Source organism: Veronia pacifica, from assembly GCF_001707825.1.
Classification (GTDB): domain Bacteria; phylum Pseudomonadota; class Gammaproteobacteria; order Enterobacterales; family Vibrionaceae; genus Veronia; species Veronia pacifica.
Genome location: NZ_LYBM01000050.1, coordinates 19,844 through 38,221 on the forward strand (window position 1 = coordinate 19,844; position 18,378 = coordinate 38,221).

The following is an 18,378-nucleotide window of genomic DNA, read 5'->3' on the forward strand; positions in this document are numbered from 1 at the left end:
TCACAAGACGACCGCAGTGTAAGGTGTTTAGATGATCACCAACAGGAACGAAGTCGTCACCAGGTTCCGAAAGGAACATTTGGCAACAATCGTTCCGTTTATCTCGATAACAGCGCTCATTATCGCCACTGTTGACGTCATGAGATGGTCAATATCCTTATAGGATCAATAAAGTGCGACGCTAGTATGTGGGACACGCAGCATCACCTGATGCTTCTTCCAGTGCCGCTAAAACCATTGCCCGAGAGAAACACTGCAGGCTGCGCGCACTGATTAAAGCGGCTTTCTCATTGGCCGCACTGTTTAATCTTATTAAGAAATCCATATACAATGCAGCGAGTGCGCCCGCTAATTGCTCCTGATTTGTGGTCCATTTGGCGCCGCTAAACGCTGTACCCAATTGTCTATTGATTGTCGCGGTTAAGTTTTCACTCAATTGACGTTGTGCATGGGGCCAATCACTGCCAAGTTTATACGCGATTGAACGCCGTCCCCCCGTTTTGCTAACAGCTTTCATTGCGACTGCAATCAACATAGGCCGTGGCTCTTTACTCAGCCAGTCATCGCGACAAACCAATTCTTGCAGCATTGTGTCGAAGATTTCGCGGTGCATTTCAATAAAAAGATCGAGTTTACGTTCATAGTGTCGGTAAAAAGTGGTTTTACCGACGTCAGCCAGGCTGATGATTTCAGCTACCCTAATGTCATAATATTCTTTCTCGTTTAACAATTGGCGGAATGCTGACAGCAACCGTCGTTGGCTTCGTTTTAATACTCTGGTCATAGACTACATTCCTTCCACACTCGCTTCTGAATCTATTCCGGCCTTACACTCGACCTTTATAAGAGTTGTCTTTAACAGGAAGATACAGGCAAAGGCTTTTAATGATTCTTAGCAGAGGGGTAAAGACCGCAACGTTGAAGAGTAATAATGCATAAGGTAGACAATGGCAAATATTAAAAGGAAGTGAGAGGGGAGTTTTTAGCTCTAAGGCAGGAGGGTGAAACCCATGTTCTATGTTGGCGCCTTTGTATGTTGCCAAGGCAAGGTTGCGGTTTGTGCTGTGTGCCTGAATTATCAACCACAGTGTTGATTTACTGCTACTCATGTTATTTTTTGTTCTTGATGTAAACACAGTGTTGATGCGTCAGAACATACTGTAATGCCTGATGAATAGTGGGATGGGAACGTGTATATCAAGGAAGCTTCTGAACAAACGGGTGCGACTCAAAGAGCAATAAGGCTGTATGAATCTATCGGCTTGTTGAATGTCAGACGCGCAGGAAAATACCGGGTCTACAGCGAACAAAACATAAACCTGATTATGTTGATCAAAGAAGCGCAGACATTAGGTATCTCTTTATCAGATTTGAGCCGCCTGAAAGCTGATGATGAGGATTTCGATTGGAAATTGGTCAGTGACTTTTTGATTGAGAAACAAAAGTCGGTCGAAAAAGAGATTGAAGTGTTAGAGGTAAAGAAACGCCGCATAGAGAGTTATCGAATATCGATAAATAAATGTAATCAGGCCCTTGACTCTGACCTATAGGTGAGAGTGTAGACTGCGCTTAAACATGAAAAGGGAATCAAACCTCATGAAAAAAGTGTTAGTTATCAACGGTAACCCGAAATCAGACAGCCTGTGTAAATCAATGGCAGACCAGTATGCGACGGTTGCTGCCAAGCATCACAAGGTTGAACAAATCCACGTCGGTGATTTGGATTTTCAAATGAACCTCAGTGCGGGCTACGACAAGAACACAGAGATGGAGCCTGACCTCGCGAACTTTCAAAAGATGATCATGTGGGCCGAACATGTCGTTATCGTCAGTCCCGTTTGGTGGGGTACTGTGCCTGCAAAGCTCAAAGGCCTGATCGACAGAACATTCTTACCAAACTTTGCTTTTAAATATACCAAGGGCAAAGCCATCCCTGAGAAGCTATTAAAGGGTAGAACGTCCGAGCTTATCATTACCCTTGATACGCCGCCCTTTTGGTACAAATTCGTGAAAGGCAACGCAGTGTATAAACAGTTAAAAAAATGCACCTTGGATTTTACAGGGATAAAAAACCGCACATCGACGTATTTTGGCCCCGTTATCAACTCAAAGCCTGAAAGCAGAGAAGTGTGGCTCGGCAAAGTGTCCAAGCTGGCGAGTAATCTCAAATAAACATGAAGCCCTAATGAGGCTAAAACCTTGCATTTGACTTAGTTGTTTGGTGTTCAGATAAAGCATCACGGGCGCGTTATCTGGATATCACTTTTTTATTTGCCCAGCCAGTCAACGCGTATCAAAACTTGCTGCTTTCACGTAAAACCAGCCGCTTTCTCTCAAGGCAAAGCCTGACATCACGCAAAGCACCGGATTCACGAAGGCTTGGTTTCGGCCATAGCCTCGCGCATTGCCGCGCTGAACCGCACCATAAAATCCCCGTCCATTGCCCGGCCGCTTTCCATCAGCTGCGCCGAGTACATCATCATGCCGTTCAGCTCTTCCACGGTCGGGTTGCCACTTTGGCCCGGCTCAAAGCCAGCCACCAGATCGTAAACCATCTCCGCCATCGCAACCGGAGACGGCGTATCGCCAAGCTGGCTGCGCTCTGCCGCTTCCTCTTTGTTGACCGGTTTGCGCCAGTGATAAAGAAATTCAATCTTGGCAATCTTCCGGCCCCGGCGGATCGCCCGGTAGCCAAAGCTGCCGTCATCGCTGACCAGAAACTCAAGGTTGGGGTCGTGTTTGCTGATCTCCTCAATCGACGCCCGGATACAGCGGTCAATAAACACCTTATTGTTGGCATAGCTGGTTTTCAGCAGCTCCCCTTTTTCATTCAGCAGACCGAAAAAGCCGTGAAGCTCCTCAATGGATTGCGGATGCAGGGTGTGTGACTGGTTTTTGAAGCGCGACAGCAAAGGATAAAGGCGTTTGGAGTGTTCCTTTTTCAGTTTGCGGAATACCCTGTGGTCAACCTGCGCGTGGCCCTGTGCGACCCCGAGGTACTCTTTCATCAGTTCATCGTTGGGAATAATGGTCAGCACTGCATCCTTGTAGGACAGCCGCTTAAACAGGGTAATGAAATCAAATTCCCGGGTGGTGGGGTTGCGCACCCCAATCAGTCGGTTAGAGAGCTTCTCTGCCGGCCCGCTCAGGGTGTTATACAAATTGGTGCTTGACACGCCGAGCCAGTCGCACAGGACATCCGACTTAAACTGGTAGGCCGGGGCGCGGATAGCCGTGCCGTCAATAAAGGACTGCCAGTGGTCTTCATGCAGGCGGCTGAGCAGAAGGGCCATAATATCGTGCTCGCGGGGACTCAGTGACAACTGGCTGAACAGCAGATCATGACTTTTCTTGAAAAACTGCGCCGGCAATTGACGGCTGTCATCGGTCAGGATCACCTGTTGTTCATTTTGGTTTGTTGCCACTGTTCACTCCTGTTAATGGTTACATCTTTTTCTGCGGCCGGGATGGCAGTAACGTTACAGATCACACTTTTTTCTATGAATCGTCTCCAGAAAAGAAAACCCTGTAACCCTAAGTCTCAATCCTATGACAAATTTTCCAGACTGCAAGGCCAGATAAAGAAAAACCTGTGACTTTTCGACCATGGCAAAGAAAAAAACGTCCTTTCAGCTCCCCTGCCCGGCCTTGAATTCCCTTGGTTGGCACGATGAAAGAAAAATATGTGACCATTAAAAGAAAAAAAAGATCCCATATACCCCTTTTCGTCCGCGTCCGGCCAAAAAGACATCTTCCCCGGCCACATCGGTGCTTTAACGCAGGCTCGTTGCCCAGTCTTCTCACCTCTGTCTTCACACCCTTGTCATCTCATTGATGACCGTGATACCTAAACAAATCAGCAGGTTAGTCACTTGTCTAAGCGGGTCACAATTACAGCGTTCAATATCGGGCAGACAGAAAAAAACTATGCATAATCCATCGTTATCCGCTAACATGCAACATTATAGATTAAAATCAAAAATGCTGCATGTATGAGGGAATTTTGATATGTCATCACCGAATGAGCAGACCAACAGAATAGCAGAGCGTTCTCTTCGAATGCTGTCTGCCCTGACGGAACAGATCAACAGCCAGAAAGCCGAGCTGGATGCCACGGAATATCACCAGACCTTTACCAAGGCGACAGTGGCCAAGATGCCGAGGCTGTCAAAAGCCATTGTTGATAAAACCGTGTCTGAGATGGAAGAGGCGGGCTATGAGTTTGCCAAGCGCCAGGCGGGTTCGACCCGGGTCTATGCGATGACCATTCAGAATATCATTGATATCTACCGCCACCGCAAGGTGCCCAGCTATCGCGAGCGCCGTGACGGCGGTTTTGTGATCAACGTGGGCAACCTAAAAGGCGGGGTATCGAAAACCGTCAGCACGGTGTCACTGGCCCACGGCCTGAGAGCCCACCCTCATTTGCTGATGGAAGATCTGCGCATTCTGGTGATAGACCTTGACCCCCAGTCATCGGCCACCATGTTCCTCGCCCACAACTATGCCATCGGCTCGGTGGACAATACCGCCGCGCAGGCCATGCTGCAAAATGTCAGCCGCGAAGAGCTGCACGAAGAGTTTATCGTTTCATCCGGTGTGCCGGGCGTTGACCTGCTGCCCGCCTCCATCGAGGATGCCTTTATTGCCTCCACCTGGCACGAGCTGTGTGCCGAGCACCTGCCGGGCCAGAACGTACACGCCGTGCTGCGTGACAACCTGATTGAAAAAGTGCGCGGCGACTATGACTTTATCTTTGTTGACAGCGGCCCCCATCTCGATGCTTTCCTGACCAATGCGCTGGCCTCGGCGGACCTGCTGATGACTCCGGTGCCGCCCGCGCAGGTAGATTTTCACAGTACCCTCAAGTACCTGTCACGCCTGCCGGAGCTGATGAGCATCATCGAAGACAGCGGCTGCCCGCTGTCACTGGTGGCGAACATCGGCTTTATGTCGAAACTTGCCAACAAGGCAGACCACAAACTCTGCCACAGTTTTGCCAAAGAGATCTTTGGCGGCGACATGCTTGACGCCGCCCTGCCCCGCCTCGACGCCTTCGAGCGTTGCGGCGAATCGTTTGATACCGTGATCTCGGCCAACCCGGTCAACTATGCCGGCAGTACCGACGCCCTGAAAAGCGCCCGGGTGGCCACCGAAGATTTTGCCCGAGCGGTATTTGACCGTATCGAATTTATCCGGTCTGAATAAGGACAATAACAATGAAAAAACGCACACCCATTGGCCGCAAGTTTGATACCCAGCTGCTGAAGGACGAGCCAGCGACAGCTCGCACCCATACCTATACGCTGGCCTCCGGGGAAAAAGCGACCTTTACCCTGTCACGGGTTGACCACGACAAACTGGATGCCAACACCTTCGTCGACAGCCAGACCAATGGCCGCGACCAACAGGCGCTGACCGAGGATTCTGTGGCGGATATCAGCCGGACACTGGTGCTGCAGCAGTTCTTTCCGGCGATTGGCCGCAAAGGCGACGATGGCCGGGTTGAGATCCTGGATGGTTCCCGCCGCCGCGCCGCCGCCCTTTTCAGCGGAACCGGGCTGGACATTCTGGTCACCGAACAGCCACTGAGCCAGAGCGATGCGCGTCAGCTGGCCGCCGATATTCAGACTGCCCGCGAGCACAACCTGCGTGAAGTGGGCCAGCGTCTGTTGCTGCTGAAACAACAGGGCATGAGCCAGAAAGCCATTGCCGCCAGCGAGAAACTGTCTCCGGCCAAGGTAACCCGGGCAATTCAGGCCGCCTCTGTTCCTGCAGACATGCTGTCGGTGTTTCCGGTGCAGTCAGAGCTGAGCTATCCCGACTACAAATTGCTGCTGGCTCTGAGTGAGTCGTTTGCAGAAGCGGGGCGCGATCTGGTTGACCTGATCGCCGCTGTGATGGTGGAGCAGGAAACCCTGTCCCGCGATGTAGCCGCCGATGCATATAAAGAGTCTCTGATGCGCGCTTACCGCCAGCAGGCCACGGCGCTGATGGCTAAACCGCAGAAAGCCAAGGTGACCACCCAGCCACTGTGGCGTTTTGACGATAAAGACACTTATGCCCGCCGCAAGCAAAAAGACCGTACGGTCAGCTTTGAATTCAGTCGTCTGCCTAAATCAGTGATTAAAGATCTGGATGCAGCGGTTGAAGCCGTACTGAAAAAACACTTGGCATCCTAAGTATTCGCCATGGCGATTTCACTATTAAATAATTGATAATTAATGTTTTTATCTTTTTATTTCAGGGTGAAATCGCCAAGGTGATGTGACTGGACAATAATCTATATCCCGTTTTGCCAGATAAGAAAACGGACACCTTGTCGAAGCGGATGGCTATACGGCGCCAAATGCAATATATCTATGTGCAATTAGTATTTGTACAATATGTATCTGTGCAATACGTATAATTGCGTCGATTTTTACTTCTTCATACCGTGCCGCATCCCATCGCGACATTTGCTGCAAACTGAGCGTCCTTCCGCCATCGCCTCAGCACGCCCGTTCAAGGCCTCAAATTACCGGATCACATTGTGTCTGAGGAATGTATTGATTTTTTCCTTACGACGCTGGCTGGTAAAGACCAAGGAGAGCATGTCTGTTTGACCGGGTATGGATATAAAAAAGTGGCTCAGGGTAAATACCCCAAGCCACGTGAGACGATGCGTTTTCATTTTACAAAGACTGTGCTGATTGTATTTTTTAACCGGGAAAATATTATAAAAAATACACAGGTAAGCCTTCAGTCATACACAGCGTAGCGCGGCATGCTTATGATGATGGGACGGTCTTTTGTTTTTCACTCAACCATGCTGCAAACTCCCTCATATGGCGCGCATTATCCGCACTTTCTTTCACGCCACACGCCTGACCAAATCGAAAAATATCTGGTGAAGAGTAAACGGGAATTGACTCTCTGGCATGTTCAGCTCCTGACATAATAGTATTCGCGCCTTTACAGTAATGGCCTCTTGCATAAGGACGTAAATGGTCATGGTGTTGAGGTAATATTATGTTTTGAAGTGTCATTTCAGTGGTGTTGTGATGAAACGCCCAGGATAAATGCCCAAGCTCATGTTCAAGGGTGCCATCAGATGCATCTGAAGACATAACAAAGAAACTGTTGCCGAAGTTTAGGTGTGCAATACCCCAGGTCCTATGGAGCACCTTGTAGTCGGAAGAAAGTATCAAACCGTAGTAACGGCCGTCACCGCCGTGTGACTTAAGCTTTTCTTTACCTACCCGATCTGAAAGCTCACTGTGTAGCAGGCCGGTATTCGGGACAAATTCAGTTAACGCAGGGCTTAATCCCTTAAATGTAGCGACATCGATAACCTCAGTACCTGAGACCACTCTTTTTAGCGGGATACAGGAATTCCTGAGCACTTCATTGGCATATTTAACCTTACTATCAATATCAACATTCTCTATTCTGGCGTCGACATAAAAGTAAATGGGTGTTTCCACCACATCGGAGAGAGCGTACTTTTCACAGCTGGCTAACTGGAGAGGCTCCCCCTTGTTTTTATTTAGATAAAATATGCCAAAGACTAAAAGTAAGCTCAGTATGATAACGAATTTTTTATTCACTATTTATATTTACCTTTATTAAAAACCCGCTTTAGACGCTATCAAATATTCATATTTCTCGCGAATACAATAGATAAATAAAATATTACTTTGAGTAGTGCGTCCAGATTATTTAAAGAATGCATTATGTTTGAAGTAATGAAGCCAAAGATAGAGGTGATGAAGAAAAAGATTTAGGTGGTGAAGCCAAATACGGAGATTATGTATCAGATGAGGAGGAAAGGCTGGTAAATAAAAACTATTTTGATCTTTATAAAATTTATTATTAGTATATTTTTTTTCTATTTAATCTCAGGAGTGACTACATGTCTAGAGTTGGAGGAATGAAATCTCAAGGTATATCGTCATATGAAAATAACCCCAGAAATGTGAAATCAAGTAAAGAAAAATCAAAAAAGACTAAAATAAGTAAAGGTAAATCAACGTATAAATAAAATAAAAAAGAAACTGGCGCTCAACACCTTGTTAATTCCACGTCAATGGGAAAATATCGCCGCCAGATGAAACAGAGAAACAAGTACGACCAGGATATGTCGAAGACTCGCTCACGTCTGTCACTTAACTTGGCGTTATCCCCTATCAATTTTAAAGTCTTGAGTCTCACGGTTTAGTCGCCAAATTCCCTTCTTCATAGCCGCAGGTTTGTATCGAAATCACTAAACAACCTTTGTTTGAGTGACGAGTCTGAAATTCCAATGACATATTTGAATTCACATTCAGGTTGTTGTTTCTTGGTGGCTCAAATACGGTTTGCGGCGATGCTAAATGCGGTGGCTTTTTCAAAAGGTGCTGGCAGGCGTTATACGCAGTACTGATATCATTAGCCTGCGTATTGGGGAACGGAAAAGCTTGGTACATGTACGTAGGTAAATACTCAACGAGGTTAAAAAATGCTTAAAGTGGAAGCATCGCATTTTGAACACAAAATTGATAAAGCGACTTTTGAGAAAACGTTAACTGAAGCAGCAGTTAAATACGCTGAAGATTCAATCTTTTTTGTCGACAATATAAAACAACCAGAAGTATTTTTCTTTATTCGACGTGGTGTAGAGGCTGTATTAATTTCTCGGGGAAATGCAGAGAGTGCTTATCTGGAAAAGGTCGCAGAACTATTCAAAGAGCACCGAGCCATCGTTCTCATGTCAGACGACGCTGAATTCCAGAGTATCATGTCTCAGAAACATGGATTTGGAGTGGTAGAGCGACTTAGCTTTAAGTACGCACCTTTGTCCCCGATTATTGTGCAATCCTTAGAAGAAGGGCTAGAGCTAAAGCGAATTGATTTGTCGTTAGCAAAACGTATTGAAGGCGAAATAGACCCAGATTTCAGACTTTTCTGGAACTCGCCCGATGACTTTATTGAGGCCGGTGGTAGTGGCTTGTGTTTGCTGAGAAATGGCGAAATCGTAGCCTGCTCTTGGTCATCATATACAACCGACAAGAATGTCGAAATTGCAGTTGCGACGCGGGAAAACTGCCGCCGAAATGGCTTTGCGAGTTTGGTGTGTAAACACTATATCAATCAACTCCTATCTGAAGGTCGCGCCCCGTGGTGGAGTTGTCACAAGAGTAACTCGGCATCGATAGCTCTGGCTAACAGGCTTGGCTTCCAAGTGCTACAAGATTATTCATGGATGTTTGCGCCCCGAAAGTAGGAACATATGTAGCTTGAAGGCGCTTGGCTTCATGTTCGAAGTACGACACTTAACCTGATTTATGTTCAGGTGTTTAATACTGTTATGTGAATTTATGAAGATTGAGAAAGCAGAACAATTACCAAGCGATATTGAAGCTTTGCTGACTGAAAGCCAATCAGAGGGTTTTCACTTTTTAGCCCGACTTCAAAATGATTTTGCAAGCGGAGTCAATAAGTTCAATAAGCACGGTGAAACCCTTGTTACTGTTAGGGTCGATGGTAAGTTGGTCGCTATCGGCGGTATTAATCGTCAAGATAACTGCGCACGGTTGCGTCGATTCTACGTCAGTAAGTGCAGTCGCCGTTTGGGTGTTGGGCGCGAATTGCTCCAATTTCTTGAAGAACATGCGACTCAGTATTTCACGAAAGTAACCTTATTTACCGATACATTAAGAGCGAGTCAATTTTACGAAGCTTGTGGTTATTTACCTGTAAATACGCACCACGTTAGTCATGAGAAAACATTCACATAACAAGAGACAATGGCTTTCAGGTTAACTAAAAACACCTTCAGTAAGACGTAAATTGCCTATGTTTGTCGTTATACATCAGGCGAACACAGAGCTCACCTTGCCAAATTTACTCTGTCCGAACCCTCGCCAGCTTGTCTGGCGTAACTCAAAACCGCTTAAAAAATGAGTTAGAAAATCGCTAACGGGCAGCCAACTGATTTCTATCTAATCGAATGATGTGACTGCAGTTCAGAGACGAAAAAATTGTATTCGTCAATAGTTACTCTTGGGTGGCTGATGTTAGCATTTGAACAAAGTAAGAAGACGTATTGGTAAGTAAAAATGCAGGTTAAAGAACACCACAAAAAAGCCCATTATATGGGCCCTACCCGCGAAGAAATGACTGAGTCTGAAATTGAGAGCCTAGTTTGGAACTTTGAAGACAGTGACGTTTCTGTCGAAGAAAATCTTAAGCATTATCAACGCAGGGCACAAAGCCAGTTCTATCGTTTTTATAATAGTCTTGTGTACTTTCTCTTGATGGAGTTGCCACGCGAGCATTGTTCACTGATCTTAAGCTACATGAGTCAGTTAGGAAAAAATCACTGGGAAATACACTGCAAGCAAGGTCAGGAGATTTCGTTAACCTTTTTCGGACAACGTGTTTCGGTTTCAAGTGAACAGAAAGATGACCACTACGGTACGTTAACGGATTGGTTGAACAGTATCAGTGCCGCCATGATTGCACGGGATAAAGAAGCAGTTTCTGTTCTGTTGTCCGTGAAAGATACTGACCTTGTTCAACTAAACAATCCCGGCAATAAGGGACTGTTGCCCATTGAGCAGGCGTTCTTCCGTCTCTTTCACGCCTATTTTTCTGGTGAAGATGATCAAGAGCGCCATCTGCAGTTGCTAAAAGACGTCACTCAATACATTGATGATGAGAGTATCGGCAAAGCCACAAATTGCGAATACTGGCAGGACTACTACCAGTGGCTGATCTTTCCGATGTACAGTCTGGTCGTCATCTCGTGGGGTTACGAGAAAACATCGCTCGATGAGGCTGTGATTGCTGCAATCGATGCAAATTATGAATTCTATGCCTATATTGCTCCTGCACAGAATAACCGACCTACTGGCGAAGACTCACTGAGTTTATTTAATGAGGCAGCACTCTTTCACCTGATCACGACGGGCTTTTTAGCCACGCATTTCCAGCGTACTGGAGAAACCGTCAGTTTTGATACTGAATATACCCCCCAGTGGTTGATAAAAGGTGAAGGGCCGACCCGTGAAGACGTATTGGCAAACCCGCCAGTGTTTGAGTTGGATGTTGTGTTGCAACGCTGACGTAAGCCCGCGAGGCAAGTTGAAGACTCCGTTGCCTCGCTGCTTTCATTTCCAAAGAAATAGACACCAAGTCATCTGAGTTCGCCGTTCGCATTCTGGTTATCTGGCGTAACTTAAAACCGCATTAAAAAATGCGTTAGAAAATCGCTAACGGGCAGCCAACTGATTTCTATCTAATCGAATGATGTGACCGCAGTTCAGAGACGAAAAAATTGTATTCGTCAATAGTTACTCTTGGGTGGCTAATGTTAGCATTTGAACAAAGTAAGAAGACGTATTGGTAAGTAAAAATGCAGGTTAAAGAACACCATAAAAAGGCCCATTTTTTGGGCCCTATCCGTGATGAGCTGACAGTCTCACAAATTAATAGCCTAAGATGGAATTTTGAAGACAGTGACGTTTCTGTCGAAGAAAATCTTAAGCATTATCAACGCAGGGCACAAAGCCAGTTCTATCGTTTTTATAATAGCCTTGCGGACTTTCTCTTGATGGAGTTGCCACGAGAGCATTGTTCACTGATCTTAAGCTACATGAGTCAGTTAGGAAAAAATCACTGGGAAATACACTGCAAGCAAGGTCAGGAGATTTCGCTGACCTTTTTTGGACAACGTGTTTCGGTTTCAAGTGAGCAGAAAGATGACCACTACGGTACGTTAACGGATTGGCTGAACAGTATCAGTGCCGCCATGATTGCACGGGATAAAGAGGCACTTTCTGTTCTGTTGTCTGTGAAAGATACCGATCTTGTTCAGCGACATAATCCTGATAACGTGGAGTTGTTGCCCATCGAGCAAGCGTTCTTCCGTCTCTTTCACGCTTATTTTTCTGGTGAGGATGATCAAGAGCGCCATCTGCAGTTGCTAAAAGACGTCAATCAGTACATTGATGATGAGAGTATCGGCAAAGCAACAAATTGCGAATACTGGCAGGACTACTACCAGTGGCTGATCTTTCCGATGTACAGTCTGGTGGTCATCTCGTGGGGTTATGAGAAAACATCGCTCGATGAGGCTGTCATTGCTGCAATCGATGCAAATTATGAGTTCTATGCCTATATTGCTCCTGCACAGAATAACCGACCTACTGGCGAAGACTCACTGAGTTTATTTAATGAGGCAGCACTCTTTCACCTCATTACGACGGGTTTTTTAGCCACGCATTTCCAGCGTACTGGAGAAACCGTCAGTTTTGATACTGAATATACCCCCCAGTGGTTGATAAAAGGTGAAGGGCCGACCCGCGAAGAAGTATTGGCAAACCCGCCAGTGTTTGAGTTGGATGTTGTGTTGAGGGCCGCATCGCCTTCACCAAACTCAGTAGAAGAAGATACCCACTCGAAAACATCAGTAAGTGAACCTATGGGGTTGGCAATAGGTATTCCAGCGCCGTCTTCGAGTCAGATCAATTTGGAGGAGTTTAGTGCCCTGATTTATCAGTGGGTTCTCGACGAAAACAGGTTACCTCCGATTGATGCAGAACCTTCATTTAATCGTGAAGTCGACGGTAGCTTGGAAATGACGTTGATCAATGACGAACTCACGCCGATGGCGTATATTTCGACTGAATTCAACGTCAACCTACCCAACCATGATGAGTACTTAAAATATCTGACAGATTCTCTGACGGGCTATTTGGAAGGTAAAAATATTGCACCATGGTTCTTTATTTCGACGCTAAAAGACAGTGCTCATACACCGGATGATATTAACTATGTCAAAGGTGCCGTTATTATCTCTAAAATGAAACCAAGCTTTATCGTTGGTAATCATAACTGGATTTTCGAAATAGATGGCCAACATGTAGAGATGCAGCTAAGCATGAGTGGGAAGATGAAAGTTAAATTGAATGGTGACTATATCGATAGCTATAAGGTTAGTCTGGTTTCTCCTCATCGAACTGTCTTCTTTGCTGCAGGAGAGTGGTATACGATCCGAGTCCAAACGAAAAGTATAAGCTCCGGTGAACTTGAAATCCAAATTCACAAAGGTATATTTCTGCAAGCCAAGTACCAATTTATACAAGGCTCAGAACTACTGAGTACAAAAGATAACTGGTTTTTGATCTCGATTGAAGCACTGGCAATTTTCTTTTTAGTCATGAGTTTCATGATACCCCGAGTATTCACTATTTTTCCATGCCTGCTTCTTATTGCCTTTATGTGTAAATTCAACAAGCGACATCACTATATCCTCAAATTGATTGAGCAAGGTGATGTAGATAATAAACCAACTCCGATTAGCTAACATTTAGAGCCCGGCACGCTTGAAAATCTGCGTCGGGCGCTATTTTTGTTGGACGGCTTTTTCTAACTCAAATAGGGTGCTGGAATCGTCCAAATTTGCGCCAGCTCATCTGGCGTCATTATCTGCTACCCCATCCAAGGGAGTCGTGAAATGTGACCCCCTTATACCCTCTATTCGAATCCAAGCCCTTTACGTTTTTTCTGAGTTACACCATTTTTATTTTCAATGAGTAAGTAGTGTGCCAAGCAAGATGTTGGAGTCATGATGGAGGTGATTTAATACATAAGTCACTGATATTTTTCATAGTACACCTTAACTCAAAACCGCCCAAAATTGAGTGAGTGCAAAAGCACTATGCGAGTCTAATACCGAGGTTTTACATAAGAAGATCTTATCCAAAATTGATCGTCAATCTGGATGAATAATTTCTAGATACTCGTTGTGTGAGATGGGGTAATTAGCCGATAAGATGACACTATATAAATATCCATGTCGGCCAATTTGTCCAATAAAATTCATATTTCCCATTTTGGTGTTTTCCCCGCGAAGGATTATGGACAATTCTCTTCACGCCAGAGGGTTCGGGGCGCGCAGACGATCGCAAATTTCTCTCGTGAATGATGTTGGACAAATCGTAGGAATTATATTGGACACTTTGGGGTTTATTAACCTGTTACACCTTCATAGTAAACGTATGAAAATTAGAGAAATCGAAGAGGATAACTGGCGCGGAGTCCTGGAAATTCAAGATGAAGCCTACCATGAAGTTGGGCCAGAAGAATTAGATGTGCTCAGGTCTAAACAATCCACATCACCAGAAACTTGCTTTGTTTGCGTTTCAGATCAGGGTGACACTTTAGGTTATTTATTGGCGCATCCATGGAATGGATCTGAGCCACCAAAGTTATTTGAGCCTCTGTTAGATACTGAAAAAAGTGATTCCTTATATCTCCATGATATGGCAGTTAGCCCACACTCAATGGGGCAAGGTATAGGCCGAGCAATGATGGCAAAACTCATAGAAGTTGCAGAATTGAAGGGGGTTAAGAGAATAACGCTTGTTGCCATCCAAGGCGCAGATAGTTTTTGGTCATTGCAGGGCTTCAAGATGATCTCAGGGGAAAATATATGCTCAAGCTATGGTGATAATGCGGTTTTAATGGAAAAGATAATAATGGCATAACAAGGCCATTCACCATTAGCGCGCAAAACTATCGGTACATGCTGATAAAACCCTTTATCGTTTTTTACTTCGTGCCTCACTACAAAGTCTGCCGCACACAATCGAATTTATGCGAAGGAGAGTTTATAAAACGAAAGTAGACAGCCCACTCAGGGGCTGCCTCACAGGCAACGGCTTTGCAGATATTATTTTATTGGCGAGACTACGAATAACAGTTCCCAGCTAATTTGACTCTAAAACCAGTCTGTGTAATTCCGTTAGGGCAACACAAGTCCATATCTTTCCTTTCATCATCAGGCTTAATTTTAAATAAAGACAATATCTGATATTTCTCAGAATCAGCCACTCGATAAAATGCTTGTTGATGATGAACTCGAATTGAGCCATCTGCGTGACGAAGAAAAACCTGATTATCAGAGCCCTCTTCTCCCGTTCCTTCTCGGATTTGTAAACAGTAACCTATGGCATTTTCGAAGCCGTCACCACAACTGCTGTATGCAGTAAGTAACAGCTCATACTGAGAAATTCCCTGCAATGAAAAGTCAATTTTCTCTCGTCGTTCCATCGCCGATAGATAGACGGCTCTCTTGTTCATACCATTTCCTCATGTCGAAGAGTCATTTCAGATAAAGATGAGTGTTGAGCTGCAATTCTCTTTTACAAAGCTTCTATAGATGCCAATCGAAGATTACTGTCCACCACAATATGTTCAACATAATATTTTGAAATATATATGCCTTGGCCTAAAACGAGAAAAAGAGAAACACGGGAAAAGATACTAAAAAGTGCAATCGAACTATTTGCGCAAAAAGGCTTTCACAGTGTTTCTTTAGAGGATGTACTGAAAAATGCCGAATTAACGCGTGGCGCATTCTATAGCCATTTCAAGTCAAAGAGTGAACTGTACAGAGAAGCCGTTCTAGCAGCGACAGATACTGCTCCTCTGGCAGAATACGCAGATGAAGATAACCTGTTTTTAAACAAGATATTGAGTAGCTATCTCAGCGAAGAGCACGTAAAGCATGAGGTTTCACCTTGCCCGTTAGCTGCCTTTTCAACGGATACATTCAGTCAAAGTCCCGATATCAAAGACGCATACAGTGAAGTGTTTGAGAAATTATTAGAGATGTTGCAAAAAGAAACGGATGGGGAAATAACAGATCGACAAAGTGCGATGTCTCTGGCGGCCTTAATGATTGGTGGAGTGGTAGTTTCAAGGGCTCTCAGCGATGACAAACTCATTCAGGAGTTACTTACCGCTTGTGTCTCGAATGCTCCATTATTGTTGAAGTAGAAAACGCCCCAAATAATTTATGAATCAGCCTTTTAGACACAGACCAGCAGACTTTTAAATCACATTATCAATCAGATAGAGTCTGCTCTATGACAATTAGGCAGGTCGTAGTTAGTAGCCCCCTTTTTTCTCGTTCAAAATGATGAGGAAAAATAAGGGGAATTTACGCCTTAATGAAAATAGGAGATTTCATGGCTAAAAATGTAGTAGAGCAAGCAATCGAAAATGTCAGACTCAAGTCTCAAGGTCTTGATTCCTTGGTAACGAGTGTAATTACAATTAACTTCCATCCTGATCGCTTTACTGCTGAGAATAAGCCAATACTCCAAGCAATCGCCGAGGACGGTTATCTTAAATCCCAATTTGAAACGGGTACCAGTAATGGCGGTTTGACTGCTTATGTTGGTGGTGAACGCTGGCTTTGGGAGCAAAGTGTCTTTGATGGGGCATACGATGATGCTTCAAATAATCTTCGACCTAAATATGGTGCTTTAAATTTCAGAAATTATGAAACAGGAGCATCCCCTCGCTTTGGCTCGTCATACTTCCAACTCAAACCCAGTATTTCTGAACGAACCACGTTTTGTTATCCCGATAGCTATTTTGAACCTGAAGACTTTGCTGTTTTCAATCGAGTTAGTCCTTTAATCGATAAAGCACTTGCTTCAAACTCAGACTTGCTGGATGACTATATCGAAGCCCATATACACGGTGAAGTCTCAGTAAAGGACGATATCGAATGTCTTGTTCTTGACCCAATTTTTCGTGCCAGCCCTATTGAGCAACAAGCTGTGAACTTAGGTGTCCCGGTTAAATGGCATAACGGTTATGCGCTTAGTCTTGAAGAAATGAGTCGTTATCCTGACTATCGAGGTCAGAAGTACATTGAACTTGCTGAAGAGTTAGCGCTAAACGGAAACATAAACGCAAAGGTACTGGGTTTAGCGGTTACAAGGCAGGGTTACGATGAGCAAGAAGTGAAAAAAGTATGGCATTACTTAGCTCGGTTTGGTTACCAGTCAGCACGAGCATAACAACGCATTGAAGAGTGATTCTCAACGCTTGGCATTTTTCATTCCATCGTTGGGATTTATGTTTACGGTAGCATGGTTAGGTTTCGTGGTCGCATTGCTCACGACTTAACGCGGCGTTATCCCCCATCAATTTTAGCGTTTTGAGTCCCGAGGTATAGTCATCAAATCCCTCTTTTCATGGCCGCAGTTTTGAATCGAAATCAGTGAACAACCTTTGTTTGAGTGACGTGTCTGAAATTTCAATCACTTATTTGAATTCAGGTTCGGGTTGTTGTCTCTTGGTTGCCTAAACACGGTTTGCGGTGAAGCTAAATGCGGTCGCTTTTTCAAAAGGTGCTGGCGGCAAGCCGCGAAAGACATGGAGCAAGGGCTAACAAGTGCAGTCACAGGACAAAAAACCGCTCCGCCATTTTTTGCCTGTGCTGGCAGGCGTTACACCGCAAGTAGAAAAATACCATGGAATTAGTTCCACCGTCGTCAGAACTCGAGTCCGCTTTTCTAGCGATGTATAAAGATTTCGCTGACAATGATCCTGAAAATTCAGAATATTACAGTGAATCTATTGCTGATTTTTCCTCATATGTCCAGCGTTTGAACGATGAAGCAGAAGGTGTGAACTTACGAGAAGGCTATGTTCCTTGCAGTCATTTTTGGCTTGTCGACTGGCAGAAAACCATTCTAGGCGTCATTAGAGTTCGCCATAATATTAGTAATGAGTTTTTATCGCTGGAAGCAGGCCATATCGGATATGATATCGCACCATCATTTCGAGGTCGGGGTTATGGTAAGCAAATGCTTAAATTAGCCTTACCTGAAGCTCAAAGGCTAGGCATTGAGAAAGCTTTAATTACGGCGGACGAAGACAATTACGCCTCGCGTAAAGTCATTGAAGCGAATGGTGGTCAACTCGAAAACATCGTTCAAGGAAAAGTCTTTCCTAACCCTCTGGCAAGGTACTGGGTGCGTTGCGAGTAGCGGTATAACAAACAATTTAAGAGTGATTCCCCACCGCTTGGCATTTTTGGCTCGGGTCTACTTCAGTGTTTACGGTGCCCAAATTGAGTGCGGTGGTTGCGTTGCTCACCACTTAAGCGGGCGTTATCCCCCATCAATTTTAGAATTCTGAGTCCTGAGGTTTAGCTGCAAAATCTCTCTTTTCATAGCCGCAGGTTTGTATCGAATTCTGCTAACAGCCTTTGTTTGAGCGACGTGTCTGAAATTCCAATCACACATTTGAATTCGTGCTCGGGTTGTTGTTTCTTGGTGGCTTAAATACGGTTTGCGGCAAAGTGAAATGCGGTAGCTTTTTCAAGAGGTGCTGGCGGTAAGCCGCGAAAGACATGGAGCAAAGGCTAACAAATTCAGCCACAGGACAAAAAACTGCTCCGCAATTTTTGCCTGTGCTAGCTGGCGTTAGGGATCTCTGAGAAATGAGCTTGGAAGAACTAAAAAACAAGAATACTGAATACCTACGTTCAATCGGTATTGAAGTGCCCGAGCATCTACCCCGGATAGAAGATCTACATGAGGTTTGACA

General features: G+C 45.0%; 17 protein-coding genes. 13 read left to right on the forward strand and 4 right to left on the reverse strand.

From position 1 onward, the window contains the following. Nucleotides 1-181 precede the first annotated feature (181 nt). Nucleotides 182-784 carry a TetR/AcrR family transcriptional regulator gene (locus tag A8L45_RS19755; protein WP_068905078.1) on the reverse strand — a complete coding sequence of 201 codons (603 nt, stop codon included), beginning with the start codon at nucleotides 782-784 and terminating at the stop codon, nucleotides 182-184. Nucleotides 785-1,190: 406 nt separating this feature from the next. Between A8L45_RS19755 and A8L45_RS19760 the strand changes: the two genes are divergently transcribed. Continuing rightward, nucleotides 1,191-1,550: a MerR family transcriptional regulator gene (locus A8L45_RS19760; protein ID WP_068905079.1), complete on the forward strand. Its 360-nt coding sequence runs from the start codon at nucleotides 1,191-1,193 to the stop codon at nucleotides 1,548-1,550. A gap of 46 nt (nucleotides 1,551-1,596) precedes the next feature. Next, the gene (locus tag A8L45_RS19765) at nucleotides 1,597-2,172 is read left to right on the forward strand and encodes an NAD(P)H-dependent oxidoreductase (RefSeq protein WP_068905080.1); all 576 of its coding nucleotides are present in this window, start codon (nucleotides 1,597-1,599) and stop codon (nucleotides 2,170-2,172) included. Between the two features lie 197 nt (nucleotides 2,173-2,369). Here A8L45_RS19765 and A8L45_RS19770 read toward each other — a convergent pair whose 3' ends face one another. After that, nucleotides 2,370-3,425 (reverse strand): replication initiation protein, encoded by a 1,056-nt coding sequence (locus tag A8L45_RS19770; protein WP_245680776.1) that lies wholly within the window; start codon nucleotides 3,423-3,425, stop codon nucleotides 2,370-2,372. Nucleotides 3,426-4,008: 583 nt separating this feature from the next. On the opposite strand from A8L45_RS19770, the gene A8L45_RS19775 reads away from it, so the two are divergent. The 3 genes from A8L45_RS19775 to A8L45_RS24670 all read left to right on the forward strand — a co-directional run bounded on the left by A8L45_RS19775 (nucleotide 4,009) and on the right by A8L45_RS24670 (nucleotide 6,760). Then, complete coding sequence (locus A8L45_RS19775; RefSeq protein WP_068905081.1) at nucleotides 4,009-5,208, forward strand: AAA family ATPase; 1,200 nt, start codon at nucleotides 4,009-4,011, stop codon at nucleotides 5,206-5,208. An 11-nt stretch (nucleotides 5,209-5,219) separates the two neighbouring features. Next, nucleotides 5,220-6,182, forward strand: a complete 963-nt coding sequence (locus A8L45_RS19780) for a ParB family protein (protein WP_068905082.1) — start codon at nucleotides 5,220-5,222, stop codon at nucleotides 6,180-6,182. A gap of 350 nt (nucleotides 6,183-6,532) precedes the next feature. After that, nucleotides 6,533-6,760 carry a hypothetical protein gene (locus tag A8L45_RS24670; RefSeq protein WP_068905083.1) on the forward strand — a complete coding sequence of 76 codons (228 nt, stop codon included), beginning with the start codon at nucleotides 6,533-6,535 and terminating at the stop codon, nucleotides 6,758-6,760. 10 nt (nucleotides 6,761-6,770) lie between these two features. On the opposite strand, the gene A8L45_RS24230 is transcribed toward A8L45_RS24670, so the two are convergent. Continuing rightward, nucleotides 6,771-7,589 carry a hypothetical protein gene (locus A8L45_RS24230; RefSeq protein WP_068905084.1) on the reverse strand — a complete coding sequence of 273 codons (819 nt, stop codon included), beginning with the start codon at nucleotides 7,587-7,589 and terminating at the stop codon, nucleotides 6,771-6,773. 890 nt (nucleotides 7,590-8,479) lie between these two features. Between A8L45_RS24230 and A8L45_RS19795 the strand changes: the two genes are divergently transcribed. The 5 genes from A8L45_RS19795 (at nucleotide 8,480) to A8L45_RS19815 (ending at nucleotide 14,513) form a co-directional block, all read left to right on the forward strand. Next, nucleotides 8,480-9,244 (forward strand): GNAT family N-acetyltransferase, encoded by a 765-nt coding sequence (locus A8L45_RS19795; RefSeq protein WP_068905085.1) that lies wholly within the window; start codon nucleotides 8,480-8,482, stop codon nucleotides 9,242-9,244. 94 nt (nucleotides 9,245-9,338) lie between these two features. Continuing rightward, complete coding sequence (locus tag A8L45_RS19800) at nucleotides 9,339-9,758, forward strand: GNAT family N-acetyltransferase (protein ID WP_083228431.1); 420 nt, start codon at nucleotides 9,339-9,341, stop codon at nucleotides 9,756-9,758. Nucleotides 9,759-10,079: 321 nt separating this feature from the next. Further along, the gene (locus A8L45_RS19805) at nucleotides 10,080-11,087 is read left to right on the forward strand and encodes an Imm49 family immunity protein (RefSeq protein ID WP_083228432.1); all 1,008 of its coding nucleotides are present in this window, start codon (nucleotides 10,080-10,082) and stop codon (nucleotides 11,085-11,087) included. A 290-nt stretch (nucleotides 11,088-11,377) separates the two neighbouring features. Then, complete coding sequence (locus A8L45_RS19810; RefSeq protein WP_068905086.1) at nucleotides 11,378-13,330, forward strand: Imm49 family immunity protein; 1,953 nt, start codon at nucleotides 11,378-11,380, stop codon at nucleotides 13,328-13,330. Nucleotides 13,331-14,024: 694 nt separating this feature from the next. Next, nucleotides 14,025-14,513: a GNAT family N-acetyltransferase gene (locus A8L45_RS19815; protein WP_068905097.1), complete on the forward strand. Its 489-nt coding sequence runs from the start codon at nucleotides 14,025-14,027 to the stop codon at nucleotides 14,511-14,513. Nucleotides 14,514-14,715: 202 nt separating this feature from the next. Here A8L45_RS19815 and A8L45_RS19820 read toward each other — a convergent pair whose 3' ends face one another. Then, on the reverse strand, nucleotides 14,716-15,108 hold the full coding sequence (locus A8L45_RS19820; RefSeq protein ID WP_068905087.1) for a hypothetical protein: 393 nt from the start codon (nucleotides 15,106-15,108) through the stop codon (nucleotides 14,716-14,718). Nucleotides 15,109-15,246: 138 nt separating this feature from the next. On the opposite strand from A8L45_RS19820, the gene A8L45_RS19825 reads away from it, so the two are divergent. The 3 genes from A8L45_RS19825 to A8L45_RS19835 all read left to right on the forward strand — a co-directional run bounded on the left by A8L45_RS19825 (nucleotide 15,247) and on the right by A8L45_RS19835 (nucleotide 17,816). Further along, nucleotides 15,247-15,807, forward strand: a complete 561-nt coding sequence (locus A8L45_RS19825; RefSeq protein WP_068905088.1) for a TetR/AcrR family transcriptional regulator — start codon at nucleotides 15,247-15,249, stop codon at nucleotides 15,805-15,807. Between the two features lie 191 nt (nucleotides 15,808-15,998). Next, nucleotides 15,999-16,841 carry a DUF3626 domain-containing protein gene (locus tag A8L45_RS19830; protein WP_068905089.1) on the forward strand — a complete coding sequence of 281 codons (843 nt, stop codon included), beginning with the start codon at nucleotides 15,999-16,001 and terminating at the stop codon, nucleotides 16,839-16,841. A 456-nt stretch (nucleotides 16,842-17,297) separates the two neighbouring features. Next, nucleotides 17,298-17,816, forward strand: a complete 519-nt coding sequence (locus tag A8L45_RS19835; protein WP_068905090.1) for a GNAT family N-acetyltransferase — start codon at nucleotides 17,298-17,300, stop codon at nucleotides 17,814-17,816. Nucleotides 17,817-18,378 lie beyond the last annotated feature (562 nt).